This is a genomic window from Paraburkholderia gardini (assembly GCF_907164575.1).
GTDB classification, from domain to species: domain Bacteria; phylum Pseudomonadota; class Gammaproteobacteria; order Burkholderiales; family Burkholderiaceae; genus Paraburkholderia; species Paraburkholderia gardini.
This window is the reverse complement of record NZ_CAJQYY010000021.1, coordinates 1-26,088: the sequence shown is the minus strand read 5'-3', so window position 1 is coordinate 26,088 and position 26,088 is coordinate 1. Positions and strand designations below refer to the sequence as shown.

Genomic DNA, 26,088 nt, shown 5'->3' with positions numbered 1-26,088 from the left:
CCGCGCGAGACCTGTCGGTTGAGGGCAACGCATGATCCTGGTTCTGTTTGCACTTTCGTGTCTTTCCCTGCTGATCTGGGGTGTGCTGCTGCTCGCGCGCGGCGGGTTCTGGCGCACGCGTCCGGCAGCTCCACTGGCCGCGAAACCGCGCGGCAGCGAAGGCTGGCCAGCCGTGGTCGCGGTCGTGCCGGCCCGCAACGAGGCCGACGTGATCGCCCGGGCGGTCGCTTCGCTGCTGGGTCAGGATTACGCGGGCGCGTTCCACGTGATCGTCGTCGATGACCACAGCACCGACGGCACCGCCGACGCCGCCCGCGCCGCCGCGCTCCAGCTGCAATGTGCCGACCGGCTGACCGTGCTGGCCGCGAAGCCGCTTCCGGCGGGCTGGTCCGGCAAGGTCTGGGCGCAGTCGCAGGGCATCGAGGCTGTCAAAACGCTCGGCCTGGCCGCCGACTTCCTGCTTCTCACCGACGCCGACATCGGTCATCCGGCCGATGCCGTGACGCAGCTTGTCGTGCGCGCCGAGGAAGAAAAGCGCGATCTCGTCTCCCTGATGGTCCGTCTGCGCTGCGATTCCTTCTGGGAAAAGGCGCTGATCCCGGCGTTCGTGTTCTTTTTCGCGAAGCTTTATCCGTTCTCGTGGGTCAACAACCCGCGCAACAGGACGGCAGCGGCCGCCGGCGGCTGCATGCTGGTGCGGCGCACCGCGCTCGAGGAAGCCGGCGGCATCGAGTCAATCCGTGCCGAACTGATCGACGACTGCAGCCTCGCGGCGCGTATCAAGCATCGCGGCGAAGGGCGTCATCCGATCCGGCTGGACGTCGCAGCGCGCAGCGTTTCGTTGCGGCCCTACGACAGCTGGAAGGACATCTGGAACATGATCGCGCGCACGGCGTTCACGCAGCTGCGCTACAACGGCTGGCTGCTGGCCGGAACGCTTGTGGGCATGGCGGTCATCTATCTGGTTCCGCCGGTCGTGGCGCTCGTGCTTGGCCCGCTCGGCTGGCCGGCGTGGCTTGCCTGGGCGCTGATGTGTTGCGCCTACGCGCCGATGCTCCGGTACTACGGCCGCTCGCCGCTGTGGGCGCCGTTCCTGCCGCTCGTCGCGCTGTTCTATGTCGGCGCGACGTTCGCTTCGGCGTTGCGGTACTGGCGCGGCAAGGGCGGTCAGTGGAAAGCGCGGGTTCAGGCGCCGGTGCAGGAGCGCTAGAACCGCCCGGAACCGCAAACGGCGCGGGCGGCGCGCAATGCGCCGCCTTCTGCATCAACGCTGCGTCAGCATCGCGTACATCTGGACAACCATCTCCGGCGAGAACGTGAACGGCACCCACCCGTGGCCGGTGTGACGCAGCACCAGCAGACGGTCGCCGTTCGACTGCTTCTGCGCGGCCATCACCGGATTCTTCGTCGATACGAAGCGCCAGCCTGTCGGCAGGCCGCCCGGCGGCTCGGGCGTCATCGACGCGCGCGCGTTCGCCAGTTCCTCGATCAGTTGACCGACCTGTTCGGTATGCAGCGAGACGGTCTGGCCGCCGATCGTCATCGTGATTTCGTTCTGCGCCGGACGGGCGATGCTGAGCGCAGGCTTTTCACCGGCAACGGGAGCGTCCAGTTCAGCGGGCCCGGGCGACATAGCCGCGCCGGCGCCGGCTTCAGCGGCGGCCTCCGATGCCACTTCTGCCGCGGATTCCGCGGCGGCCATAGCCGTGGCCTTCGGGGCAAGCGCGACCTGGATGAGCTGATGGAGCTGATCGACGCCCGTTTCGAGCGCGCCAATCTGTTCTTGAAGATTCATGCGAGACTTTCTCTGGTAAGACCGGCGATTTTAACCGCTGCGTGCGGCCCTGAACGGATGCCGGCCGGCCGACGTTGTAACAAAGTGCATGTGCGGCCGTACGGCGACAGCGCTCATGCCTTCTTCAGATAACCGGCCTCCCGGAACCACTGCAGCGCGTCGCTCAAGCCTTCGCGATACGGGCGCGCGCGATAACCGAGTTCACGCTCCGCCTTCGCCGACGTGAAGTACATCTTGTTCTTCGACATCTTCAACCCGTCGACCGTGACGAACGGCTCGCGCTTCGTGAACTTCGCGACTGCTTCCGCGCCGACGGCCAGCGGATACAGCGGCCAGCGCGGCAGCGCAATCGTCGGCGGCTTGCGGCCGGTGAGATTCGCGATGTCGGCAAGCATCTGCTGCAACGGCAGGTTTTCGCCGCCCAGAATGTAGCGCTCGCCGATGTTGCCGCGCTCCAGCGCCAGGAAGTGCCCGGCGGCGACGTCGTCGACGTGCACGAGATTCAGGCCGGTATCGACGAACGCCGGAATCTTGCCGAGCGCCGCCTCGACGATGATGCGCCCGGTCGGCGTCGGCTTGACGTCGCGCGGGCCGATCGGCGTCGACGGATTGACGATCACGGCGGGCAGCCTGTCTTGCGCGATCATGCGTTCCACCGCGCGCTCGGCCAGCACCTTGCTGCGCTTGTACACGCCGATTGCCTTGTCGGGCGTGAGCGGCGAGGTTTCATCGGCGGACTGGCCGGAACTCGTCACTTTCAGCGTGGCCACGCTGCTCGTGTACACGATCCGCTCGACGCCTTCGGCGAGCGCCGCGCGCATCGTCGCTTCGGTGCCTTCGAGGTTCGAGCGCTCGATGTCGAGCGGGTCCGGTGCCCACAGACGGTAATCCGCGGCGACGTGAAAGAGGTAGCGCACACCGCGCAGCGCGGCGCGCATCGACGCCTCGTCGCGCATGTCGCCCACGACGATTTCCGCGTCGAGCGCCTCGACGTTGCGCCGCGGACTCGTCGCGCGCACGAGCACGCGCACCGCAAAACCCTTTTGCTGTGCAATGCGCGCCACTGCCGATCCGACAAAGCCGGAGGCGCCGGTGACGAGCACCAGATCGCGATTCTGATCGGTCATCCGTTTCGGTTTCCCTGCATGGCGCGCGGCGTTTCGTTCGCGTGGGCGTGCGAAAGCGGGCTGCGCCGGGTGAATGGTCGACGGATTGTACGTGGAGCGCGCGCGGCGGTCACCGGCGTGTGCCGCAATGTCGTGCAAGCCAGCATCAATCCGGTGGGACGACTAGAATGCCGGCTTGAAAAGATAGTCAGGAGAAGCCGGCATGACTGCGCCAGATCTGGATTCACGAATCGAAACGTATTACGTGCGTGTGCGCGGGATGGTGCAGGGCGTCGGCTTTCGTCACGCGACCGTGCGTCAGGCGCACGCGCTCGGCATCCGGGGCTGGGTCGCCAATCTCGAGGACGGCTCGGTGGATGCGATGTTGCAGGGCACGGCCAACCAGGTCGACCGGATGCTGTCGTGGCTGCGTCACGGACCGCCTTCGGCGCGCGTGACCGAAGTCAGCGGCGAAGAACGGTCGACCGAAAAACGCTACGAGCGCTTCGAGCAGCACTAGACGCGCGCGAAGCAAAACACGCGGCGCGCATGCCGCGCCGCGCTTCCCGAAAGAACTAGCGCGCCACCAGCAGGCTTTCCGCAAAACCCCAATCGCGTTCGATCCATTGATGCTGGCACGTGAAGCCCGCATCGCCGGCAATCGGCCCGACTTCGTCGGCGCGATATTTGTGGCTGCTTTCCGTCCAGATCGTCTCGCCTTCTTCCAGCGTCACCGTGAGCCGTGCCGCCGCGACATGCGCGCTCACACGCCGTTTCGCGCGCAGATGCATCTCGATGCTGCGCACTTCCGGATTGAAGCGCGCGACGTGTTCGAACGCATCGAGCGGAAAATCGCCGTCGAGTTCGCGGTTGATCCGCGCGAGCAGGTTCAGGTTGAACGCCGCGGTCACGCCGATCGGATCGTCGTAGGCAGCGACGAGCGTCGGCACCGGTTTGTCGAGGTCCGTGCCGAGCAGCAGCGCGTCGCCCGGCTTCAGCATCATGCGGATGTCGCGCAGAAAACGTGTCGCCGCGAGCCGCCCGAAATTGCCGATCGTGCTGCCAAGGAACAGCACCAGCAGTTGCTCTCCGTCCGGCCGCTTTTCGCTGACTTCCGCGAGCCCCGCCAGATAATCCTTCTCATAACCGACAATCGAAATCCGTTCGATATCGCCGAGCTCGCGCCGACACAATTGCAAAGCAGTGCGCGAAATTTCAATCGGGCAGTAAGAAGTGGGACGCTTTTTACACAGTGCTTCAAGAATTCGACGGGTCTTGCGGCCACTGCCGCTGCCGAGTTCGGCGACGGTGACGTCCGGTGAAAGCTGCGCGACGATGTCGGTGGCGTGACGCGCCAAGAGGCGCTCTTCCGAGCGCGTGACGCCGTATTCGGGCAACGCCGTGATCACTTCGAAGAGCGCGGAGCCCACTTCGTCGTAAAGGTATTTCGACGGCAATTCCTTTTGCGGCGCCTTTGTCAGGCCGGCGCGGACCTCAACGGCAAATCCGGGTGTCACTTCTTGCAATAGCGCAGGCTGAGTCATGCAGTGTTCCTCTTTTCGGTGGTGGCTGCTGGCCGTGCGGGTTGGCGCGCATCGGTGACGCGCGCATCGGAAAGGCGGGTACGTGCCCGCGCTGATGATGGCAAGGACGTGCGTTGAAGCAAGAATCGCGCTTGTCGGCTGCACGTGCGAAGCGGTTCGACGCGAAAGGTTATCCCTAAACCGGAATCGCTGCTGACGGGTGAAGTTACGTTCTAGTCCATCGGGCGCCGATGCGCACGGAATAAATGCAGCGATCGGGGCGACGCGTCTGCGTCTAGAATGCGGGCTTGCTTTTACGCGGCGGTGACAGCTGCCCCTTTTCCGATGCGCCGCCCGCCTCTACGAATCTTTGTGATGAAAATGAAAGACGCCTCTTTTGAGCGCGGCACGGCAGGTGTTTTGCCGTTTGCCGGGCAGGTTCAGCGCGTGCTGCGCAGCTCGAATGCCGCGGTATCGCTGCCGGCGGATCGATGAACCAGTATGAGCCGGGACGCGGCATCGCGTTATCCGTGGGCGCTTCGGCACTGTTCGCATTGCTTTCGGCCTATGCAAAGCTGCTCGCGCCGCTCACGGGCCTCGATATCTTCGCGTGGCGAATCATCTGGACCGTGCCCGGCGCGCTGCTTCTGATCGCGTTGCGGGGAAGGCTGCCGGCGTTACGCGAACTCGCGCTGCGCGCGCTCAGACAGCCGCGCATCGGGTTTGCACTGGTGGTAAGCGCCGCGCTGCTTGGCGTGCAGTTATGGGTTTTCCTGTGGGCGCCGCTGCACGGCCGCATGCTCGAAGTCTCGCTCGGCTATTTCCTGTTGCCGCTGACCATGGTGCTTGTCGGGCGCTTTTACTATCACGAGCGTCTTGAAGGGCTGCAATGGCTGGCTGTCGCATGCGCGGCGCTCGGCGTCGCGCATGAACTGTGGATGACGCGCGCATTTTCCTGGCCGACGTTGCTCGTCGCGCTCGGCTATCCGCCGTATTTCGTGTTGCGCCGCAAGATAAACGCCGATTCGCTGACTGCGTTTGCGCTCGAAGTGGCGCTGCTTTTTCCTGTCGCGATTGCGTTTGTCGTGACAGGCGGGTCGCTCGCATTGCTCGCTGGCCGCTACGACATGTGGTTTTTATTGTTGCCGGGACTCGGCGCGCTCAGCACCGTTGCGCTCGCGTCGTATCTGAAGGCGAGCCGGCTGTTGCCGATGGCGCTCTTCGGCGTTCTTGGCTACGTCGAGCCGGTGCTGCTCGTGATCGTATCGGTGACGCTGCTGCGCGAGACGCTTACGGCCGCGCAGCTGGCCACTTACGGGCCGATCTGGATCGCCGTCGCGCTGACCGCGCTGCATGGCGTGCGCCTTGTGCGCTTCGCGCCGCGCTAGCGTCGCTGCGCGGGAACCGGCGCGGCGGGATTGATGCGCGTCGCGCCGACCCGCGCCTCGACGGCTTTGCGTAGCGCGGGGCGCCAGCCCAGGCCAAACAACGCTTCGGCGAGTACGAAGAGCGGACCGATGACGAGTCCGGTCAGATCGTCGACGAACGCCGGCTTGCGATGTTCATACACAACGTGGCCGACAAACTGGAACACCCAGCCGACCACGAAGAGGCCCACACCGGAAACGAGCCACGTCAGCGTGGACTGCGCGGCGAGCCACTGGCCGGCGGCGACGCACAGCGCAAGCGCCGCGGCCATCATGATGCCGAGCGGCACGTCGAGCACGAGGTAGTAAGGCGCCATGACGACGACCAGCACGCACGCGGGGGAAAGCGGGAACGGCAACGCGGCGAAGGCGAGCGCGGGCCGGCTCAGCAGCACGGCAACGGCAAGCACGATCATGGGAATGCCGACGAAGTGCGTGGCGATATTGCGGCGGTCGCGATGATACGCCGCGTACTGCGTCAACTGTTCGGTGAGTGTTCTCATGGATGACGTCCCCGGATCGAATTCTTCATAACCGCCGGCAAAGTCATTTCAAACCTGCGGGTAGCCGACAATTTCGCACGGAAACCGGTCGATGAATTCGAGTCTTTCCTCGACTGGCAGCGAAGTGGCGCTTATCGACACGCTGTCACGCAACATGTGATTTCGCGCCTGTGATCGAACGACGGAATGCTTCACGTCGCCGAAAAGGTGTCGAAAAGATCGCGAAGGCGTTGCCATGCCGATATACTTTCACGCTCTTCCGAACGGCACTTCCGGGTCAGAAACATCGCATGCGTGTACGTATTCTTGCCGTCGCGGCTTTAGCGTTCTCAATGTCCGTCGCCCACGCGGAGTCCTCGCTGTCCACGTGGAGCAAACAGCTTTTTTCGCACGCGGAGCCTGGCGTGCCATTTGCGCCGGGCGCGTCGTACAGGGTCTGTTTCGTGCCGAACGGCGCAAGCTGCCAGGATCTTCTCGTCGACGAAATCAACAACACGCGGCGCACGCTGCTGATCCAGGCTTACTCGTTCACGAGCGCGCCGATCGCCGCCGCCGTCAAGCGCGCCAAAGATCGCGGCGTGGACGTTCGCGTCATTCTCGACAAGAGCCAGGTTTCGCAGCGATATTCGAGCGCGACGTTCCTGCGCAATGCGGGCATTCCGGTTGTGATCGACACGAAACCGGCGATCGCGCACAACAAGGTCATGGTGTTCGATAACGCAAGCGTTTTCACCGGTTCGTTCAACTTCACGAAATCGGCTCAGGAACGCAACGCCGAGAACGGGTTTCTCGTGCGCGGTGACGACAGGATCGTGAGAGCGTACGTCGACAACTGGAACGAGCGCTTCAGGGTCTCCACGCCGTACTGACCTTCCGGACAGCATTCCAGATGCCGCGCTTCGCGCATCGGAATCACGGCCGCGCCGCGTCAAACAGCATCAGTTGTCGAACACGCCATGTTCGGCATGCACGGGCTGGCGGTCGACGGCCTGCAGCCGCCAGTAGCCGCTCATCGGCGCATGCGCCACCGCCGACGACCATGCCGCCGAGCCTTGCGCCGCGCTCACGCGCAGCTTGCGATCGACATGCAGGCCGCGCAACGTGCAAAGCGGCTCGTCGTCGCGCGGTGCGCACAGCGTCGTCACGCCATCGACATCATGCACTTCCCCCCATGCGGGGAAGTCGATGCCCTGATGTGCTTCTCTGGACCATCGATGCTGCTCGGTATCGAGCCAGAGCACAGCGTAATCGTGATTCACGCTGGGATCCGACCCGTTGATCAAAATCGTGAGGCGCATTGGGAGCTCCGGACGAAAGATAGATGACGAACGTGGAGACGCGGGATGCCTTCAGTCTAGGTCGGAGCAATGTATTAGCAAGACGTTCCCGCAAATTGCATCGGGCACTTGTTACGGAATACTTGCGCGGACCCACGCGCCATGACAGCGGCAAGGCAGCGGCGTCAGCTATTGTGAAAAATGCCCGCCTGAAAGACGCAAAAAGCGTGAAAACCGCCGCGTTCGACTATCGGCTGCATTGAAAAACACAATTGGGGAACGGGTTGCGCAACTCCTAGATTTAAAGAGGCACATCCGGCGTGTGGCGTCGGCATGTGCTCTCAAAGCGCGTGAAGAGACGCACCGATGTCCAGCGCGCACCCACAATGCAGGCACGGATGGAGGCATCAGATGTCACAGCTCAAGGGCTCCAGAACCGAAGAAAATCTGAAGGCCGCGTTCGCTGGCGAATCGCAGGCGAATCGTCGTTATCTATATTTCGCAGCCAAGGCCGACGTCGAGGGACAGAACGATGTCGCCGCGCTGTTCCGTTCGACCGCCGAAGGTGAGACCGGGCACGCACACGGTCACCTCGAATATCTCGAAGCGACCGGCGATCCGGCGACGGGCTTGCCGTTCGGGTCTTCGCGTCTGAATCTGGAGGCTGCGATTGCTGGCGAAACGCACGAATACACCGATATGTATCCGGGCATGGCCAGGGCGGCGCGCGAAGAAGGCTTCGATGAAATCGCGAACTGGTTCGAAACGCTCGCGAAAGCGGAGCGCAGTCACGCGAATCGCTATACGAAGGCACTCGACGCGCTGGTCGACTGACAGGCCGCTCGCCGGTCTGAATCGACGCCACTGAAGCACGCACCCCCGCGCGTGCGCAATGTGTGCGCACGCCTGTCGCGTGCCGCACGCGCGGCGCGGCGCGGTGCTGCTTCGTCCGATCGCATCGCTTTCGCAAGAGGAGCCTGACGCCATGCCCCATAAAGAAGGCAGTCTGGAGGCGCCCACACGACATCCGCTCGACTGGCTCTCAGACGGGTTTTACGATCAGGCATCGCTCGACACGGAGCTGACGCGCGTATTCGACATCTGCGCGGGCTGCCGGCGCTGCGTTTCATTATGTGGCGCGTTTCCCGCGCTGTTCGATCTCGTCGACGAAACCGACGGCGGCGAAGCGCACGACGTCGATACGCGCGCGTTCGGCAAGGTCGTCGACCAGTGTTATCTGTGCGATCTCTGCTACATGACGAAATGCCCGTATGTGCCGCCGCATCCGTGGAACGTCGATTTTCCGCATCTGATGCTGCGCGCCAAGGCGGTCGATTACAGGCGCGGCGACGTGCCGTTACGCGACAAGTTCCTTTCGAATACCGATGCGCTCGGTCATCTGGCCGGCATTCCCGTTGTTACGCAGACGGTGAACGCGGTGAACCACACGTCGGCGGCGCGCGGCGTAATGGAAAAGGCGCTGGGCGTCGACAAAGACGCATGGTTGCCCGATTTCGCGGCCCGCAAGTTTCGCGGCGCGGCCCGCAAGTCTCCGCAAAAGCCGGTTCGGGACGGCGAGCGCACGCCCGGCAAGGTCGCGATTTACGCGACCTGTTACGTGAATTTCAACGAACCGGGCATCGGTCACGATCTGCTTGCCGTGCTCGCGCACAACGATATTCCTTACGAGCTCGTTAAAAGCGAAGCGTGCTGCGGCATGCCGCTGCTCGAACAGGGCAACCTGCAGGGCGTCGCGGACAAGAAAGAGAAGAACATGCCCGTGCTCGCGAAATACGCGCGCGAGGGCTACGCGATCATTGGCGCGATTCCGAGTTGCGTGCTGATGTACAAGCACGAACTGCCGCTGATGTTCCCTGACGACGAGGCGGTGCGTGCCGTCAGCGAAGCGTTCTGGGATCCGTTCGAGTACTTCGTGTCGCGCCATCGCGACGGACTGCTGAAAACCAACTTCAAGACCGCACTCGGGAAAGTGTCGTATCACGTACCCTGTCACGCGCGGGTGCAGAATATCGGACGCAAGACGTTCGATATGTTGTCGCTCGTGCCCGAAACGAAGGTCAGCGTGATCGAGCGCTGCTCGGGTCATGCAGGCACGTTCGGCGTAAAGAAGGAGTTCCACGCGATGGCGATGAAGATCGGCACGCCGGTCTTCAAGGCGATGGCACAATCCGAGCCTGATTACATCTCGTCGGACTGCCAGCTCGCGGGGCATCACATCGAACAGGGTATCGACGAAAACGGCCTGCATCGCGCTGAACTTGCGCACCCGCTAACGCTGCTGCGCAAGGCGTACGGCATCTGACACCGACAAAGTGAGGCACGTCATGAGCATCGCCCGGAATTCGCTGCTTTCGCTGGAAACGTACGCAAAGTCGCGCAAGGAGATGCGTGCGCAGGTCATCGAACACAAGAAAGCGCGCACCGTACCGCTTGGCAATCACGTGACCTTCCTGTTCGAGGACGAAACGACGATCCGCTATCAGATCCAGGAAATGCTCCACATCGAGAAAATTTTCGACGAGGAAGGCATCCAGGCCGAGCTCGACGCCTATCTGCCGCTCGTGCCCGATGGCAGCAATCTGAAAGCGACGATGCAGATCGAGTATCAAAACGAAATCGAGCGACACGCGGCGCTCGCGCGGCTGATCGGTATCGAGGATCGCGTGTTCGTGCAGGTCGACGGCGAAGCACCGGTGTATGCCATCGCCGACGAAGACCTGGAGCGCGATAACGCGGATAAAACCTCGGCGGTGCATTTCGTGCGCTTCGAACTGACGCCTTCGATGAAGGCGCGCCTGCGCGACGGCGCGGCGCTCAGTATCGGTAGCGATCATCCGAACTACCCGGTGCCGCTTTATGCGATCGAGCCGGGTGTTCGCGCTTCGCTCGTCAGGGATCTGAAGTAGCGCCTTCAGGCGCCTGGGCAGACTGGAGGCGTCGGGCGCGAGCAGGCAGGTTGCATGGCATGTGGCGGAACATCGGAACGACGCTGTACCCCACGCATATCAGGCCGTTCGCTTCGCGGCGGACCTTCCGGCGAAAAGCCGGCGCGTCATGTCGAACGCCACCAGATTGCCGGCCACCACCAGCACCAGTCCAACCACTGCCAGCACCGACCATCGATAGCCTTCGAACACTGTCGACAGCGCGAGCGCGACGATCGGGAACAGCACGGTGCAATACGCGGCCCGTTCCGGCCCGATGCGTCCGACGAGCGTCAGATAGGCGGTGAAGCCGATGACCGAGCCCGGGATCGCGAGATAGGCAAGCGCGCCGAGATAGCGCGGCCCCGCTTCCAGCGCGAACGGCAGGCCGGCGGCGAGGCTGCCGAGCGTCAGCACGCTTGCGCCGATCAGCATCGCCCAGCTGTTCGTGACCAGCGGATGCAAGCCCATGCCCTGCATCCGGCTGGACAGCAGATTGCCCGCCGAGAAGCACATCGTGCCGAGAAAGGCGATGCCGAGCCCGCGCCACATGACGACGTCGCCCGCGTGCAGCGCCATCTGCTGCTCGAACAGACACGCGATGCCGGCGAGCCCCAGCAGCGCACCGACGATCGCCGTCGGCTGCAGTGTGCGTCCCATGAAGAGGCGGCCGTTGATCGAGTTCAGCAGCGGCGCCGTCGAGAACACCACGGCGACCAGGCCGCTCGGCACCACCTGCTCCGCGTAATAGAAGCACAGGAAGTTGACACAAAAGAGCGCGAGACCCTGCGCCGCCAGAAAGCGCCACGCCGCGCGCGGCGGCCACATCGGGCGACGCATCACGCGCAGGATCGCGAACAGCACGAGCGTGGCGAGCCAGAAACGCAGCGCGATCGAGACGGGCGGCGGCGTGACGCCCAGTTGCCATTTGATGGCGATCCACGTGGTGCCCCAGATCAGCACGGTCACGGCGTAAAGAAGCGGATTCATAAGCGGTATGGGTGGAAGCAGCCAGACATTCGGAAGCGCTGACTATGCACGCGCGGGCGTCGCGCGACTTGTCCAGGATTGCGCACTTTTCCTGCCCGTGCCAGCGACGGCGGGGCGTTGCCCGTATACTTCATGCATCTTTCCTGCTCATCGCGACGCCCCAGCGTGAATACGAATTCGCCCGTTCCGTTGATCGACCCTGCCGGGCCGCCGTTCGGGCTGCACTCGGTGTGTCGCACGCTGGGCGAATCGAACGCGACGCTGGAGAAGTTCGCGTGGCTTGGCGACCAGCTGGCCGTCGCGATCTGGCGGCGCGATACCGAAGAAGCGGAGACGATCTACGACCGGCCCGGTCATCACACGCTGTCGTGCTATCTGAACGGCGGCTACCGGACCGAACGCCAGAAGATGCCAGGCCTGTACGGCGCACCAAGCCGGCTATGCGCGCTGCCGGGCGATCACGAGTCGCGCTGGTGGGTGCGTGGACACATGCACTTCATGCATCTGTATTTCCTGCCTGGGCATTTCACGCGTCGCGCCGTGCAGGAACTCGATCGCGAGCCGCGCGAACTGACGCTCGCCGACCGCACGTATTTCGAGCATGCCGAAATCGCGCAACGCTGCCAGACGCTCGCCAACGAACTGTGGGACGACCCGGACGGACGCCTGCGTGCCAACGAAGCCGCCCACGACGTGCTGAGCCTGCTGCTGAGGGCGCAATCCGTGCAGCGAACGGACGTTGTACGTAAGGGCGGGTTGTCGGTGGCGACGCGCCGCCGCTTGCGCGACTACATCGCGGCGAACCTGACGGCGTCGCTTACGCTCGGCGAGCTGGCCGAGGTCGCGTGCCTGTCGGAATTCCATCTGGCGCGGATGTTCCGCACGTCGTTTGGTCTGCCGCCGCATGCGTGGGTCGCGCAGCAGCGACTCGACCGCGCGCGCGAACTGCTGCGCACGACCGCGCTGCCGCTCGAGCGGGTCGCGCTGCAAAGCGGCTACGCGAATCCGAGCCACCTGAGCCATCGTTTTCGCGCGGCGCTGGGCGCCACGCCCACGGCGTATCGCCGGACGATGCGGTCGGCCTGAACCGGTCCACGATCGATCAGGACCACAGGCCGGATTCTTCGTTCGGCCGCTGGTCGAATACCAGCACTTCGGCGTTGTCGCGGAAACGCTCGCGGGGCAGGCCGGCGCCTGAACGCCGGCCGTGCAGATGAAGACGGGCCAGCGCGCAAGGCCGGCCCGCGCTCGCGGGTTTCAGGTCCGTGCTACGCGGCGCAACGGCTGCCACGTTTCGTCCTTCAACGTGTGGGCCTCGCCGCGCGGCGTAAGGTGCGTCGCGCCGGATTCACGCAGCAGATCGCGCAGCTCGTTGATGACCGGAAACACTTCATGGTTCCAGTCCTCGCCCTGTTTGTCGTGCGCGGCCTGCTCGGCTTCGACGATCTCGCGGTCTTCCCTGAAAATGCGCTCGGTGAACCACACCAGCAACGGCCACGCCAGATCGAGCGCGCCCGGAATGCCCGGCTTCCTGATCGACAGCAGCCCGAACGTGCGGTTCGTGCGCTGCTCGGCATCGAGCGGCACGTAGATGATCCAGAGATTCATCACGAGCGTCTGGTCGGACGTGCGGATCTGTAGCGTCTGATACGGATATTCCGTACGGATCGTCATCACGTCCTTGTCGTTCTGGCCGCCGCTGCTGCGGTTCTGGCCGAACACGAGTGCCTCGCCGACCGGCTGCTTGCCTTCCATGCGCGCGAACGTGTAGTCGACCTCGACCCAGCCTTCGCCGCGCCGACGCCCGAGCGAACGGGCGCGCATCTGGCCCATCTGCCGGCGGTGCAGGAACTGGTGGTTCATGTCCATCAGGTTCTCGTGCATGAACGAGTAATGACATTTGACGGCGCGGCCGAAACGACGCGTCTTGTACGCCTTGTCGTTTACCGAGGCGAGCGGTGGCAGCGGTTTTGTTTCCGCGAGTGCGGGGTCGCCGGGAAACACGAAGATCAGGCCTTCGACTTCGCGGCACGGATACGAGCGCACGCCGTTCGGCAGCCGTTCGCGACCCAGGTACGGCACATCGATGCACTTGCCCGAGCAGTCGTAGGTCCAGCCGTGATAGCCGCAACGGATCGATTCGCCATCGACGACACCCTGATGCAGCGGTACCTGGCGGTGCGCGCAGCGGTCTTCCAGCGCGAACACCTTGCCGGACTCCGTGCGCGCCAGCACGATCGGCTCGCCGGCAAAATGGACGCCGTGTGTCTTGCCGCGCTTCACTTCCCGCGACCACGCGAGCGGATACCAGTTATCCGGGTGAATGGGCACGCGACGCAGGTCGCGCACCGGCGCCCCCGCGGCTGCGCCGGAAGCGGCCTCATCAAGGGTGCTGCTATCCAGCGTGGGAACTGCATGCATGGGGGACGCCTCCTTGCGACTGAACTGGATCCCGTCGATTGAAATAATTGACAGCAATTGGATGAACTTCGCCGGTCAGTCTACTCGAACCAAAGTCCGCGCGCAGTGTTTGCGAATGCCGGGTTTGCTCGCCCTGGCCCGCCTGGCGGGCGCGCGGCGCCGCTGGCGGCCCGGAGCCGGGCGGTAAATATGTCTCGCCGCGGCGCTTCGATGCCGCTATTTTCGTGGCTCGCGGCCGCTGGATTTCCGGTCACTGGCGCGATCGCCACCCGCGTCATCGTCACCGTCGTCGCTCTGGACGAACGGCGAATCCGTGTCGACGCCGCCCGCGCTCAGCGCGATCCGGGCCTCTTCGGCGAGCTTTTCATAGTGTCGGCGAAAACGGGTCAGGTCACGCTCTTCCAGTTCCTCGAGGTCGAGCAGCGCGTTGTGCGCGCCCTCGATCGCGCGGATCAGCTCGTCGAGCTTGATCTGCATCGCGGCCGTATCGCGGTTCTGGGTGTTCTGGATCAGGAACACCATGAGGAAGGTCACGATCGTGGTCGACGTGTTGATGACCAGCTGCCACGTGTCGCTGTAGTGGAAGAGCGGCCCGGTGACCGCCCACAGCACGACCAGCGCCGCGGCGACCACGAACGTCAGCGGGCGGCCCGTCATCGTGGAAAGGAAGCTCGAGAATTTCGAAAACCAGGTTCTGTGCATCCAGATCTCCGTCTTCAGGTTGACCGGTCGGGGACGTCTGTACTTCCGGCTGGATGATGACACACCGTCCCCCACACGAGGCGGCATCACGCCCTACAATGGCAGTCTGTCTTTTCCATTGTCGATCCATCTGTCAGGGAGCCCGGGCATGAATCCATCCGCCGCTATTGTCACTATCCTGGGTGCGCTGCTGATCGGCGCGATGAGCCCCGGACCCAGCTTCCTGATCGTCGCGCGCAGCTCGATCGGCCTGTCGCGGCGCGACGGCCTCGCGACGGCGCTTGGGATGGGCGTCGGCGGCGTGTTTTTCAGCGGCATCGCACTCGTCGGGCTGTATACCGTGCTGGCGGCCGTCGGCTGGCTTTATCTGGGGCTGAAGGTGGCGGGCGGCCTGTATCTGATCTGGATCGCGTCGAAAATCTGGCGCGGCGCGGCCTCGCCGTTCACCGTCGACGCGACCGCGGGCGCCGGACGGCAGGATGCACGCAAGTCGTTCTGGATCGGCCTGAGCACGCAGCTGAGCAATCCGAAGACGGCGATCTATTACGGCAGTATCTTCGCCGCACTGCTGCCGCATCATCCGCCGCTGTGGTGCTATTTCCTGCTGCCTCCCGCCGTGTTCACCATCGAAGCCGGCTGGTACACCGTCGTCGCGCTCGGGTTTTCGAGCCGCCGGCCACGTGAGATGTATATCCGGGCGAAGGCGTGGGTCGACCGGATCGCGGCAGGCGCGATCGCCGCACTCGGCCTGCGCCTGATCTGGACGGCGCATAAAGCCGGTATCTGATCGTGCTGTGACGGGAGCGTGAGCGGTTCTTGCCGCCCGCGAATGCGGGAGACCGCAGCCGATCCCACGCCGCGTCCCACCTTCACCGGCACGCAACCGGCGCGGCAACCACCACTCCGGCTGTCAGACGTAACCGGTCAAGTCTTTGTTCTAATGGACTTTGCTGCCTACACTTCATTACAGGCAGCAGCTTCACCTGATCATGTGTCTCCTGTTATGTCAAAACAACAGAAAGGAGTCTGATCCATGTTCCAGCAGATTCTCAATCCAGCTGGCAACCTCTTTGTGTCATGGTTGCTGGCGCTCATCCCCGTGGTTGTTCTTCTGATCCTGCTTGCGGTCTTCAAGCTTTCCGCGTGGATTTCCGTATTGATCGGCGCCATTGTCACGCTGGTGCTGGCGGTGGCGGTGTGGCACATGCCGGTCGACACCGGAATCCGGGCATACGTCTATGGTTCGCTGACGGGCATCTGGGCAGTCGACTGGATCACGTTCTGGGGCGTGATGATGTTCAACTCGCTGACCTTGACCGGTACGTTCGATGACTTCCGGCGCTGGCTGACGAGCCTCGGCACCGCGGACGTCCGGGTGCAGACCATCCTGTTCGCCTGGGCGTTCGGCGCCCTGCTGGAGGGGCTCGTTGGTTTCGGCTATCCGTGGGCATTTGTCGCGCCTATCCTGATCGCCCTTGGCATCCCTGATCTCGACGCCATCCGGGTTGCGGCGATCGCGAATAACGCCCCGGTGTCGTATGGCGCGCTCGGCGTGCCAATCGTCGCACTTGCCGCCGTGACGGGCCTTCCGCTCATGGCGCTGTCCGCCTCGGTGGCGCACATCGTGGCCGTGCTTGCGCTGCTGCCGCCGTGGATCCTGATCTACCTGGTCTCCGGACGAACCGGTCTGCGCGATGGCTGGCCGCTCGCCGTGGTCGGCTCCCTCGCCTACATCGCAGGACAGTATCCTGTGGCGGTTTATCTTGGACCTTATCTGCCCGATATAACGGGCGCGATCGTCTGCTTTGCGGCCCTGCTTGTGCTGCTGCGTTTCTGGCGGCCGAAACGCGTACTCGGCTACGGCGGCAAGCCGGTCGATGCGGCGCTTGCCGCAGCGGGCAACGAGCCACACGGCCTGTCCGGCGGCCGGGTGTTTCGCGCCTGGTTGCCCTTCATCGTCCTGATCGTGGTGGTCGTACTCTGGACCGGTCCCTGGTCGCCCTTGCCGCGCATCGTGTGGTTCAAGCTTTCGGTCGCCGCGGGCTCGTCGATCCATCAGGGCTCGACGGTGGCCGCTACCTTCGCTTTTGCGCCCTTTATCGGCGGCTCGGCCATCCTGGCGTCGTGGTTCATCATCAGCCTGCTGCTTGGCATGAAGCCCGCGCAATATGCGGAGGCCTTCCGCCGCACATGGCACCAGATGTGGGGAGCCATGCTGGTGGGCATCTTCATCTTCGGCCTCGCCTATGTCTTCAATTTCTCGGGCATGGCGGCTTCCCTTGCCGAGGGATTCTCGAAGCTCGGCGTCGCTTTCATCATCGTCGCGCCCATTCTGGGCTGGATTGGCGTGGCGCTGTCCGGCAGCAATACGTCCACGAACGCGATGTTCGGCTTCTTTCAGGTGACAGTCGGGCGCCTGCTGGGCTTTCCAACGCTGCTCCTGCCGTCGCTCAATTCGGTGGGAGCCGAAGTCGGCAAGCCGGTGGCGCCACAGACCGCAAGTGTCGGTGTATCGACGAGCCGCTTTGTACGCAACGAAGGCGAAGTGATCCGCCACAACATGGGGTGGACGTTCATCATGCTGATCTACCTGGTGGTGATCGGGGTCGGGTTTTACTTCTTCGCGCCTGGCCTGATGACGCTCCCCGGAGGCCAATAAGGCTCGCAGAAGCGCCCGCTGTCTGAGAAGGCGATCCCGTTACTTCGCTGGCCCGAAGATATTGATCATGTTGCCTTCGGGATCGCGGATCATCGTCGAGCGCAGATGCGCTGAAAGCGGCTGGTCGGCCCACACGATCTCGACGGTGTGCCGCACGAGCGCGGCGGTCGCGGCAGGCAGATCGTCCGTTTCCAGCACGAGCGCTTTCCAGCCCGGCACGTTCAGATGCCCAGGCGGCGCGGTGCGATCGACCGGGCGACCGGTTTCGCCGGCACGCGATACCAGTTCGATGCGCATGCCGCCGGCTTCGATCATCGCGTAGTCGGCGCCGACGGCATCGAACCGCCCGCGTTCGCTTACGGCAAAGCCCAGCACGGCTTCGTACCACGCGATCATCGCGTCGAGGTCGCGCACGGCGAGCGCGAAGTTATGCAGCCGCAAACCGCCGACTGGCGCAGGCTTCGTTTGAATCGTTGACATCACGGACTCCTTGCGACGAAACCAGCGCTTCGTCGGTTGCTGTCTTTTGCGATCGGTGGCCGGCTCGCCGGCCTTCAGTTGCGTGACTGATGCGTGAAGCCGCTCAGGCCGCGATTTCAGCGTTCTGCGGGAACAGCGCGCGACGGGTTTCCTCGTCGAACTCCGCCTTCAGCGTCAGCTTTTCCTTCAGTGCCTGCGCGCGGGCAGCGGCCGGGCACGCCGAGATTTCGTCGACGACGCGCTTCACGTCCGGATAATCCGTCAGACCTTTCTCGCCGAGGATGTAGCCGGCGAAGTTCGCCCAGCCCCACAACGCCATGTCGGCGATCGTGTATTCGTCGCCGGCCAGATACTTCGACTGCGCGAGACGGTCGTCGAGCACGCGGTAATGACGTCCGACTTCCTTCAGGTAGCGGTTGCGCGCGTACGGCAGCGCTTCCGGTGCGTGATGCAGGAAGTGGACCGCCTGACCCGAGAACGGTGACAGGCCGGTTGCGACGAACTGCAGCCACGACAGCATCCGGGCGTGTTCCTTCGCCGTCGAAGGGATGAAGCGGCCATGCTTCGCGCCGAGGTAGAACAGGATCGCGTGCGAATCGAACACGACGACGCCGTCGTCATCGATCGCGGGCACTTTCCCGTTCGGATTGATCTTCAGGAAGTCGGGCTGGTGCTGCTCGCCCTTGAAGGTGTCGACTGCGACGAGTTCGAAAGGCGTCTGCAGTTCTTCGAGCAGCAACGCGGCTTTCATCGGATTCGGCGACGGGTGGAAATAAAACTTCAGCATGATGATTCCCTGATTAAGTGAGTGACAGCAAACGCTGGAGACGAGGCTGGCCACGACCATGCGGCGAACCGCGTGGTCGAAGATCGTTGGACTAACTGGACGCGGCGCGCGCCTCATGCCGCGCCGCGATATGTGCAACCGCGTCCGGCCGGGCAGGCCGGAGCGGCGTCAGGCGATGGGCGGCGCGTTACCGGAAAGCCGTGCGCGATCGTGCGGCGTGGTGAAGTTCTGTACCGGGCCGAGCGGCACGATGCCGGTCGGATTCACTGAAGGATGGCTCTCGTAGCAATGCCGCTTGATGTGCCCGAAATCCACCGTGCCCGCGACGCCCGGCAACTGGTAAACATCGCGTGCATAAGCCGACAGGTTCGGGTAATCGGCGATCCGCCGCAGATTGCACTTGAAGTGCCCGACATACACCGCGTCGAAGCGGATCAGCGTGGTGAAGAGACGGATGTCGGCCTCGGTGACGTGATCGCCGGTCAGGAAGCGGCGTGTCGCCAGTTTCTCCTCGAGCCAGTCGAGCGAATCGAAGAGCGGCACGACGGCTTCTTCATACGCCTGCTGCGTCGTCGCGAAGCCCGACTTGTAGACGCCGTTGTTTACGGTGTCGTACACACGCAGGTTGATCGCATCGATTTCTTCGCGCAGCGCCGCGGGATAAAAATCGCCTGCTTTCGCGCCGATTCCGTCGAACGCCGAGTTCAGCATGCGGATGATTTCCGACGACTCGTTATTGACGATCTTCCCCTGCCATTTGTCCCCCACGACGCGGCGGTCGTCGAGCTGTTTGATCAGCGGCAGCCACATGTGGCTCGACTCGGCGTAGCCGTGCAGCAGGACGACCGGTGTTGCGTCGCCGTGACCTGCCGCAAGGTAATGCAGCTCGATACCGTTCGCATTGATCGAACGATCCTGGACGACGGGTTGCGTGGCGGCATGCGCGGCCGACAGCATCGCGCCGGCGGCCAGCAGGGCCACGCCAGCGTGCTTTGCGACTTTGTTCAAGCGGCTCATGACGGTTTTCTCCGGTGAGATTTCCAGCGATCCCGACAGGATCTTCTGGTGACGTGATGCCATGGTGGACTGGCGCACCGGTTTTGCCGTACGATTTTTCCGATGAACTCGTTCGAAGGAGTTGAACATGTTGTCAGAAGACGAATTGTCCCTGCTGGAGGCGATACGGGAGAGCGGCAGCCTCTCGCGGGCGGCGGCGCGGCTGGGCAAGGCGCCTTCGACCGTTTCGCACGCCGCGCGGCAGCTGGAAACCCGGTTTGACGCGCTGCTCTTCGACCGGCGCCGCTACCGGCTGCAACTCACGCCGGCGGGGCATCTGCTGGCGCAGGAGGCGGCGCGGCTGATGCAGGACGTCTCGCGCATGACGCAGCGCGTGCGCCAGATCGCGAGCGGCTGGGAAGACCGCCTGTGGATCGTCACCGACGAAATCCTGGAGTTCGAGTTCCTGATGCCGGTCGTGCATGCGTTCGATGAGCTGAACTCCGGCGTCACGCTGCGTATGACGGGCGAAGTGCTCTCCGGCACGTGGGAAGCGCTGCGCGACGGTCGCGCCGACCTGATCGTCGGTGCGACCAATGAACCGCCGGCCATTCCGGGATTGCGCTGGTTCGAGCTGGGCTCGATGGAATGGGTGTTCGCCGTGTCGCCGCGCCATCCGCTCGCCGCGGTGGAAGAGCCGCTGCGGCGCGAGCGGATCGTCGCGCATCGCGCGGTCGTGGTGGCGGACTCGTCGCGGATGACAGGCGGGCGCGCATACGGCGTCGTCGGCGGGCAGCCGGCGCTTGCGGTGCCCAGCATGCGCGCGAAAATCCTCGCCCAGCGCGACGCGCTCGGTGTCGGCTGGCTGCCGCGCTATCGGGTGGCATCGCTGCTCGAACGCGGCGAGCTGGTGGAAAAGGCAACCGCCGATCCGCGCGAGCCGAACGTGCTCTATGTGGCATGGCGCGGCGATCACGAAGGCCGCGCGCTGCAGTGGTGGCTCGAACAGTTGCGTCAGCCGAGGCTCGCGCAACGTCTCGTGCAGGGAATGGATCGCTTCGCGTGAACGGACGGCGGCGACGAAGACGAAACGCGTTACGTCTCGCTCCAGAGCCGCAGCAGGTTGTGATACACGCCGACGAGCGTGCGCTTTGCCGATTCGTCGCCGTTCGTTGCGTTCAGACGCTGGATCGCGTTGTCCATGTCGTACAGCAGCGCGCGCTTCGTATCGTCGCGCACGAGGCTCTGCGCCCAGAAGAAGCTCGACACCCGTGCGCCGCGCGTGACCGGCCGCACCTGATGCAGGCTCGTACCCGGATAGAGAATCGCGTGCCCGGCGGGCAGCTTCACTTCCTGCACGCCGAAGGTATCCTCGATCAGCAGCTCACCGCCGTCGTATTCGTCGGGCGGCGTGAGAAAGAGCGTGATCGACAGATCGGTGCGCACGCGCGCGCCGTGTCCGGGAACGAGGCGGATCGCGCCATCCACGTGACTGCCGAAGTGCATGCCGCCTTCGTAGCGGTTAAAGAGCGGCGGATACAGCTTGTTCGGCAGCCCCGCGCTGATAAACACCGGATGCCGCTCCAGCGATGCGACGATGATTTCGCCCATTTCCGCCGCGATCGGCGAGCCTTCCGCGATCTGCTGGTTGCGCTTGACCGGCGCGCCCTGATAGCCCGCCGTCGCGCGGCCGTCCACCCATGAATCCGTGGCGGCTTCGAGCCGCGCACGCATCGTGGCGGCGTCTGCGGGACTGAGAACGTCCGGGATCGTGACAATCATCGTGTGATACTTCCTGCGTCAAACCGCCCGTTTCCCCAGAAGCGAAACGGGCGGTGTTTCGTGAACCGTCGCCTGACTGATCCAGCGCAGCGATCAGAAGAAGCGATAGTTTAGCGTGGCAAGGAAGGTGCGGCCGTAACCCGGCACCGCGCGGCCGCCGTCGGACGGAATCAGCGCGTCGTAGTACTTCTTGTCCGTGAAGTTCAGCAGGTTGAACTGCACGTCGTACTTCTTCGCGTGATATGCGGCCATCGCATCCCAGCGCGTGTAGCCGCCGACCGACACCAGATTGTTGTTCGCCGCATAACGCGACGACGTGTACACCGGGCCGCCGCCGACCTGCCAGTGCGGCGTGAAGTCGTACGTGGTCCACAACGTGAGCATGTTGCGCGGCGTGTTGGCGGGTGTCTTGCCCGCGGTGCCGTCGAGCGCTTCCAGCACGGTGCCGTTCATGTACGTGTAGCCGCCGAACACCTGCCACTTGTTCGTGATGTGGCCGGCAAGTCCGAGCTGATAGCCGCGCACGCGGATGTCGCCGTCGAGCTGGTAGTTGCCGGTTGCATCCTGCGTGCGTGCGTTCGTCTTTTCGATGTCGAAGAGCGACTGCGTCACGGACAGTCCGCCGCCCAGCAGATCCCACTTCGAGCCGATTTCATACGAGCGGTTCTTTTCCGGCGGCAGGTTCTGCTGGCCGTTCGTGAGCGTCAGCGCTTCGAGCGAAGGGTCGAACGACGTGCCGTACGACACGTAGTACGACTGCCAGTCGGTCGGCTGATAGATGATGCCGCCGCGCACGCTGGTGAAGAAGTTCGTCTGCGTGGCGTAGCCCGGCACGTTGATCGAATTGTTGATCGACGCCTCGTAGCGATCCCAGCGCACGCCGCCGACCACCTTCCAGTGTTCGCCGAGCGAAATCGTATCGTTCATGTAGAGGCCGATGCCGTTCGCGCTCGATTCGGCGAGATTGGTGGCCACTTCGTTCACATTCGCCGGACGCGTGGTGTACGTCGGGTCGATCAGCGGCACGATTGCCAGCGTGTTCGACGGCAGGCCCGGCGTGGTCGCGGCGAAGGACTGGTTGCTGTACGTCTCGTGGCTCAGGTCGACGCCCACGATCACGTCGTGCTTGACGAAACCGGTATTGAACTTCGCTTCGAGATCGGTCGAGTTGTACAGCGAGTGGTCGTTGATGTTGCGGTCTTTGCCCTGCAGCTTCACGTACAGCGACGAGAGCGGCAGCGTCGTGTAATTGCCGTTCGTGAGGGCGGTCGAGCTCGCGAGCGGGCCGGTCAGCACGGACGCCGCATTGGTCTCGCGCGCTTCGGTGCTGTAGTGGGCGATCTGCGTCTGGTTGCGCAGCGTCAGGTTTTCGTTGAAGCGATGCTGGATGCGCGCGGAGAACTGCTGCACGTCCTGCATCGTGCGGTCGTCGGTGAAGCCGTAGAACGCGCCGCGATTCACCGGCGCCGGATGACCGTTCAGGGACGGCACGCCGTAGTCCGCCTGGTCGCGGTTGTGCTGGATCAGCGCGGACAGCGTGATTTCGGTCGGCGTGCCGATGCCGAACTTCACTTCCGGCGCGACGCCGTAGTCCTTGTTCTTCATCACGTCGCGGCTCGAGCCGAGATCCTGGCCGAACGCGTTGATACGGAATGCGGCGGTATCGCTGATCGGCTGGTTCAGGTCGACGGTCGTGCGATAGCGGTCGTGCGTACCGGCCTGCACCGACACGTCGGCGCGCTGCTTGAGATTCGGCTCCTTGCTGACCTGGTTGATCACGCCGCCCGTCGAGCCACGCCCGAAATACAGCGACGACGGGCCGTACAGCACGTCGATCGATTCCAGGTTGAACGTATCGCGATAGTACTGGCCGCGGTCGCGGAAGCCGTCGAGATAGATGTCGGTGCGCGCCGTGAAGCCGCGCAGGTTGATGTTGTTGCCGATCTGGCCGCCTTCGGCCGCGCCGAGCGTGACGCCCGGCACGTTGCGCAGCGCGTCGCTGAACGACGTCGCGGCCTGCGATTGCAGCACCGCTTTCGGTACCACAACGGCGGCCTGCGGAATGTCGCGCAATGCAGTCGGCACCTTCGCGCCGACGCTCGATTTTTCGGGCTGGAAGTCGCCGCTGTTGTCGGCCTGGCCGGTTACGTTGACGGCGGGCAGCGTATTGCTGGCGGCGTCGGCGGTAGCGGTCGGGGCGGATTGCGCTGGCTGGGCAGCGCGCGTGGCCGGCTGGGCGGTGGTCTGCGCGTACAGCGGTGTCGCGAATACAGCCAAAATGGCCGCCGCGAGCGGTGTCGTCCTGATCATCGTCGTGAATCCCTGTCGTTGTTGCGTTTCTTTTTTCGGTCTGGCGAAACACGGACGTCCCGCCGTGGCCCGCTGCGCGTCATGTCGCGCGCGCGATTCAACCCCGCCAGACCACTGTTCAGGGACCGGCAATGCCGTTAAATGCGAATCGTTATCATTTCACAAATGGTAACGATTCGCAACAAAGCCATGCATTTGGTGGGTATTTAATGAGTGTGCTTACAACACTTTCCGGCGGGACGTTTCAGGGAGAGGTGACGACGAAGCCCGGCAAAAAGCTTCGTGGAAGACTATGGAAGCAGCCATGGTGAAGCGCGCAAACCGCCCCGGATCTACGCGCGCGCTGCTCGCTTGATGGCCTGCGGCGGCTGGCCGAACGCGCGCAGAAACGCCCGACGCATCCGCTCGGTGTCGACAAAGCCGGTTTCGACCGCGACGGTTTCCAGCGAATGACGACCGGTCTCGATCATCGATCGCGCCGCTTCCACACGCAGGTTTTCGATGGCTTTCGCCGGCGACTGCCGCGTCTCGTCGCGAAACGCGCGGCTGAACTGGCGTGGGCTCAAATGCGCGACCTCAGCGAGCGTTTCCACCGACAGCCGCTCGCGCAGATGACCCTTAGCCCATGTGAGTGCGGTCTGGATGCGGTCGGAACGCGGCTGCAGGTCGAGCATCGCGGAAAACTGCGACTGGCCGCCGGTGCGCCGGTGATAGACCACGAGCTTTCTTGCGATCGCGCGCGAGACATCGGCGCCCAGATCGGCCTCGACGAGCGCGAGACACAGGTCGATGCACGCGGTCATACCCGCCGACGTCCACACCGAACCATCGACGATGAAGATGCGGTCGTCGTCCACCCGCGCTTTCGGGAAACGGTGTTGCAGTTCGCGGGCGAAAACCCAGTGCGTCGTGACCCGCCTGCCGTCGAGGATGCCCGCTTCGGCGAGCACGAATGCACCGGTACAGATGCTGGCGGTGCGCCGCGACGCGGCCAGCGCGCGATTCAGGAACGTGCGCAGGCCAGCCGACGAAGGCTCGACGAACATCGCGCCGGCCACGACCACTGTGTCGTACGCGGGATCGTCGAACGCCTTCGATTCGACCTGCACGCCCGCCGAACTGCGCACGAGCCCGCCATGCTCGGAGATGACCTCGATTTCATACGTTGGCTTGCCCGCCTCCAGGTTCGCAATCTCGAACACTGACACGGCGACCATGTCGAGAATCTGGAATCCCGGGAAAACCACCACACCGACGCGCTTCATCCCACCCCCTTCGTTTGGCCGCTGTTCCTGCTACATCGAACGATAATGTCCGAAAACGAGGTAAATACGTCATTTGAGACACGACGATACGCGCCTAGACTCTCCCATGTCAACAGCGGAAGCCGCCGGTCAACCGGGCATCCGTCGCGATTTTTCCCTTATTGATCAACATGAACGGCGCATCGCGGCGGCGCAGGCCGCGCGCTCAAGGAGAGTTTCAAATGGCAACTTCATCGAACAGGGGCACGGCGCTGGTTACGGGCGCATCGTCGGGCATCGGCGCGATTTACGCGGATCGTCTCGCGCGCCGCGGCTACGACCTGATCCTGGTGGCGCGCGATACGCAGCGTCTGGCGAACCTCGCGGACAGGCTGTCGACGGAAACCGGCCGCACGGTCGAAACGCTCGGCGCCGATCTGACCGTGACCGCCGACGTGCGCCGCATCGAAGCGCGTCTGCGCTCCGATGCGGGCATCACGATGCTGGTCAACAACGCCGGCGTCGGCGCGACGGCCACGCTGATCGATTCCGATCCGGACAGCCTCGAAAGCATGATCCAGCTGAACGTCGTCGCGCTGACGCGGCTGACGTCGGCGGTGGTGCCGGGTCTGGTCGCGCGCGGCAAGGGAACGGTGATCAATATTTCGTCGATCGTCGCGGTTTCGCCGGAGCTGCTGAACGGCGTGTATGGCGGCACGAAGTCGTTCGTGCTGAGCTTCACGCAGTCGCTGCATCACGAAGTCGGCTCGAAAGGCGTGCAGGTGCAGGCCGTGCTGCCGGGCGCAACCAGCACGGAGTTCTGGGATCGCGCGGGCATGCCGGTCACGGCGTTGCCGCAAGCCTGGGTGATGTCGGCCGCCGATATGGTCGATGCGGCGCTCGCCGGTCTCGACCAGGGCGAACTCGTCACGATTCCGTCGTTGCCGGATGCGGCGGACTGGCAAAAGGCCGACGACGCGCGTCTCGCGCTCGGCCCGAACCTGTCGCATAGCCGTCCGGCGGCGCGCTACGGCGTGGGCGCGGCGGCGTAACGGACCCGCGCGCGTTTGACGAAAGGCCCGGGCGGGTTTGCGCCCCCGGCGGTGTTCCCCGAGGACCCCCCGGGGGAGGGGGCCCGCCG

At 64.0% G+C, this 26,088-nt stretch carries 27 protein-coding genes; 13 read left to right on the top strand and 14 right to left on the bottom strand.

Annotated elements, in window-relative coordinates; genetic code table 11:
* Positions 1-31 precede the first annotated feature (31 nt).
* Positions 32-1,210, top strand: coding sequence for a glycosyltransferase (locus tag LPA34_RS17840; protein ID WP_228980560.1), 1,179 nt, complete (start codon positions 32-34; stop codon positions 1,208-1,210).
* A gap of 54 nt (positions 1,211-1,264) precedes the next feature.
* Here the strand turns inward: LPA34_RS17840 and LPA34_RS17835 are convergent, their stop codons facing one another.
* Both LPA34_RS17835 and hpnA read right to left on the bottom strand, forming a co-directional pair.
* Positions 1,265-1,795 carry a hypothetical protein gene (locus LPA34_RS17835; protein WP_228980558.1) on the bottom strand — a complete coding sequence of 177 codons (531 nt, stop codon included), beginning with the start codon at positions 1,793-1,795 and terminating at the stop codon, positions 1,265-1,267.
* A 113-nt stretch (positions 1,796-1,908) separates the two neighbouring features.
* The gene (gene hpnA / locus LPA34_RS17830; protein WP_228980557.1) at positions 1,909-2,922 is read right to left on the bottom strand and encodes a hopanoid-associated sugar epimerase; all 1,014 of its coding nucleotides are present in this window, start codon (positions 2,920-2,922) and stop codon (positions 1,909-1,911) included.
* A 202-nt stretch (positions 2,923-3,124) separates the two neighbouring features.
* On the opposite strand from hpnA, the gene LPA34_RS17825 reads away from it, so the two are divergent.
* Positions 3,125-3,421 (top strand): acylphosphatase, encoded by a 297-nt coding sequence (locus LPA34_RS17825; RefSeq protein WP_228980554.1) that lies wholly within the window; start codon positions 3,125-3,127, stop codon positions 3,419-3,421.
* A gap of 55 nt (positions 3,422-3,476) precedes the next feature.
* On the opposite strand, the gene egtD is transcribed toward LPA34_RS17825, so the two are convergent.
* Entirely contained in the window at positions 3,477-4,445 is a 969-nt protein-coding gene (egtD, locus tag LPA34_RS17820; protein WP_228980553.1) for an L-histidine N(alpha)-methyltransferase, read from the bottom strand.
* Between the two features lie 470 nt (positions 4,446-4,915).
* Here egtD and rarD point away from each other — a divergent pair, with 470 nt between their 5' ends.
* A complete protein-coding gene (gene rarD, locus LPA34_RS17815; protein WP_228980551.1) occupies positions 4,916-5,812 on the top strand; it encodes an EamA family transporter RarD in 897 nt (298 codons plus the stop codon).
* On the opposite strand, the gene LPA34_RS17810 is transcribed toward rarD, so the two are convergent.
* Complete coding sequence (locus tag LPA34_RS17810; protein ID WP_228980549.1) at positions 5,809-6,354, bottom strand: Mpo1 family 2-hydroxy fatty acid dioxygenase; 546 nt, start codon at positions 6,352-6,354, stop codon at positions 5,809-5,811. The genes rarD and LPA34_RS17810 overlap by 4 nt on opposite strands.
* Before the next feature lie 290 nt (positions 6,355-6,644).
* Between LPA34_RS17810 and LPA34_RS17805 the strand changes: the two genes are divergently transcribed.
* Positions 6,645-7,223, top strand: coding sequence for a phospholipase D family nuclease (locus LPA34_RS17805; protein ID WP_228980547.1), 579 nt, complete (start codon positions 6,645-6,647; stop codon positions 7,221-7,223).
* Between the two features lie 69 nt (positions 7,224-7,292).
* Here LPA34_RS17805 and LPA34_RS17800 read toward each other — a convergent pair whose 3' ends face one another.
* Positions 7,293-7,652 (bottom strand): DUF3564 domain-containing protein, encoded by a 360-nt coding sequence (locus LPA34_RS17800; protein ID WP_228980545.1) that lies wholly within the window; start codon positions 7,650-7,652, stop codon positions 7,293-7,295.
* Positions 7,653-7,675: 23 nt separating this feature from the next.
* Between LPA34_RS17800 and LPA34_RS17795 the strand changes: the two genes are divergently transcribed.
* From LPA34_RS17795 to LPA34_RS17780, 4 genes are all read left to right on the top strand, one after another.
* Positions 7,676-7,894, top strand: a complete 219-nt coding sequence (locus LPA34_RS17795; protein ID WP_228980543.1) for a hypothetical protein — start codon at positions 7,676-7,678, stop codon at positions 7,892-7,894.
* A gap of 148 nt (positions 7,895-8,042) precedes the next feature.
* Positions 8,043-8,465 (top strand): rubrerythrin family protein, encoded by a 423-nt coding sequence (locus LPA34_RS17790; RefSeq protein WP_228980541.1) that lies wholly within the window; start codon positions 8,043-8,045, stop codon positions 8,463-8,465.
* A 151-nt stretch (positions 8,466-8,616) separates the two neighbouring features.
* The gene (locus LPA34_RS17785) at positions 8,617-9,954 is read left to right on the top strand and encodes a heterodisulfide reductase-related iron-sulfur binding cluster (RefSeq protein WP_228980539.1); all 1,338 of its coding nucleotides are present in this window, start codon (positions 8,617-8,619) and stop codon (positions 9,952-9,954) included.
* 22 nt (positions 9,955-9,976) lie between these two features.
* Entirely contained in the window at positions 9,977-10,558 is a 582-nt protein-coding gene (locus LPA34_RS17780; RefSeq protein WP_228980537.1) for a DUF3501 family protein, read from the top strand.
* Between the two features lie 99 nt (positions 10,559-10,657).
* Here the strand turns inward: LPA34_RS17780 and LPA34_RS17775 are convergent, their stop codons facing one another.
* The gene (locus LPA34_RS17775; protein ID WP_228980536.1) at positions 10,658-11,566 is read right to left on the bottom strand and encodes a DMT family transporter; all 909 of its coding nucleotides are present in this window, start codon (positions 11,564-11,566) and stop codon (positions 10,658-10,660) included.
* Between the two features lie 132 nt (positions 11,567-11,698).
* Here LPA34_RS17775 and LPA34_RS17770 point away from each other — a divergent pair, with 132 nt between their 5' ends.
* Positions 11,699-12,652: a helix-turn-helix domain-containing protein gene (locus LPA34_RS17770; protein WP_411179006.1), complete on the top strand. Its 954-nt coding sequence runs from the start codon at positions 11,699-11,701 to the stop codon at positions 12,650-12,652.
* A 171-nt stretch (positions 12,653-12,823) separates the two neighbouring features.
* On the opposite strand, the gene LPA34_RS17765 is transcribed toward LPA34_RS17770, so the two are convergent.
* Together LPA34_RS17765 and LPA34_RS17760 are read right to left on the bottom strand one after the other, a co-directional pair.
* Entirely contained in the window at positions 12,824-13,987 is a 1,164-nt protein-coding gene (locus LPA34_RS17765; protein ID WP_228980532.1) for an aromatic ring-hydroxylating oxygenase subunit alpha, read from the bottom strand.
* Positions 13,988-14,203: 216 nt separating this feature from the next.
* Positions 14,204-14,689: a low affinity iron permease family protein gene (locus tag LPA34_RS17760; RefSeq protein ID WP_228980530.1), complete on the bottom strand. Its 486-nt coding sequence runs from the start codon at positions 14,687-14,689 to the stop codon at positions 14,204-14,206.
* Positions 14,690-14,837: 148 nt separating this feature from the next.
* On the opposite strand from LPA34_RS17760, the gene LPA34_RS17755 reads away from it, so the two are divergent.
* The gene (locus LPA34_RS17755; RefSeq protein ID WP_228980528.1) at positions 14,838-15,476 is read left to right on the top strand and encodes a LysE family translocator; all 639 of its coding nucleotides are present in this window, start codon (positions 14,838-14,840) and stop codon (positions 15,474-15,476) included.
* Between the two features lie 285 nt (positions 15,477-15,761).
* A complete protein-coding gene (locus tag LPA34_RS17750) occupies positions 15,762-17,348 on the top strand; it encodes an L-lactate permease (protein ID WP_228980760.1) in 1,587 nt (528 codons plus the stop codon).
* A 39-nt stretch (positions 17,349-17,387) separates the two neighbouring features.
* On the opposite strand, the gene LPA34_RS17745 is transcribed toward LPA34_RS17750, so the two are convergent.
* The 3 genes from LPA34_RS17745 to LPA34_RS17735 form a co-directional block, all read right to left on the bottom strand.
* A complete protein-coding gene (locus tag LPA34_RS17745) occupies positions 17,388-17,828 on the bottom strand; it encodes a VOC family protein (protein ID WP_228980526.1) in 441 nt (146 codons plus the stop codon).
* Between the two features lie 103 nt (positions 17,829-17,931).
* Positions 17,932-18,615 carry a glutathione S-transferase family protein gene (locus LPA34_RS17740; protein ID WP_228980524.1) on the bottom strand — a complete coding sequence of 228 codons (684 nt, stop codon included), beginning with the start codon at positions 18,613-18,615 and terminating at the stop codon, positions 17,932-17,934.
* Between the two features lie 168 nt (positions 18,616-18,783).
* Entirely contained in the window at positions 18,784-19,632 is an 849-nt protein-coding gene (locus LPA34_RS17735; RefSeq protein WP_228980521.1) for a glutathione S-transferase C-terminal domain-containing protein, read from the bottom strand.
* A gap of 127 nt (positions 19,633-19,759) precedes the next feature.
* Here LPA34_RS17735 and LPA34_RS17730 point away from each other — a divergent pair, with 127 nt between their 5' ends.
* On the top strand, positions 19,760-20,677 hold the full coding sequence (locus LPA34_RS17730) for a LysR family transcriptional regulator (protein ID WP_228980518.1): 918 nt from the start codon (positions 19,760-19,762) through the stop codon (positions 20,675-20,677).
* 29 nt (positions 20,678-20,706) lie between these two features.
* On the opposite strand, the gene LPA34_RS17725 is transcribed toward LPA34_RS17730, so the two are convergent.
* From LPA34_RS17725 to LPA34_RS17715, 3 genes are all read right to left on the bottom strand, one after another.
* Complete coding sequence (locus LPA34_RS17725) at positions 20,707-21,393, bottom strand: Fe2+-dependent dioxygenase (protein ID WP_228980517.1); 687 nt, start codon at positions 21,391-21,393, stop codon at positions 20,707-20,709.
* 93 nt (positions 21,394-21,486) lie between these two features.
* The gene (locus LPA34_RS17720; RefSeq protein WP_228980515.1) at positions 21,487-23,703 is read right to left on the bottom strand and encodes a TonB-dependent receptor; all 2,217 of its coding nucleotides are present in this window, start codon (positions 23,701-23,703) and stop codon (positions 21,487-21,489) included.
* A gap of 332 nt (positions 23,704-24,035) precedes the next feature.
* Entirely contained in the window at positions 24,036-24,968 is a 933-nt protein-coding gene (locus LPA34_RS17715) for a GlxA family transcriptional regulator (protein ID WP_228980514.1), read from the bottom strand.
* Positions 24,969-25,189: 221 nt separating this feature from the next.
* Between LPA34_RS17715 and LPA34_RS17710 the strand changes: the two genes are divergently transcribed.
* Entirely contained in the window at positions 25,190-25,999 is an 810-nt protein-coding gene (locus tag LPA34_RS17710) for an SDR family NAD(P)-dependent oxidoreductase (protein WP_228980511.1), read from the top strand.
* Positions 26,000-26,088 lie beyond the last annotated feature (89 nt).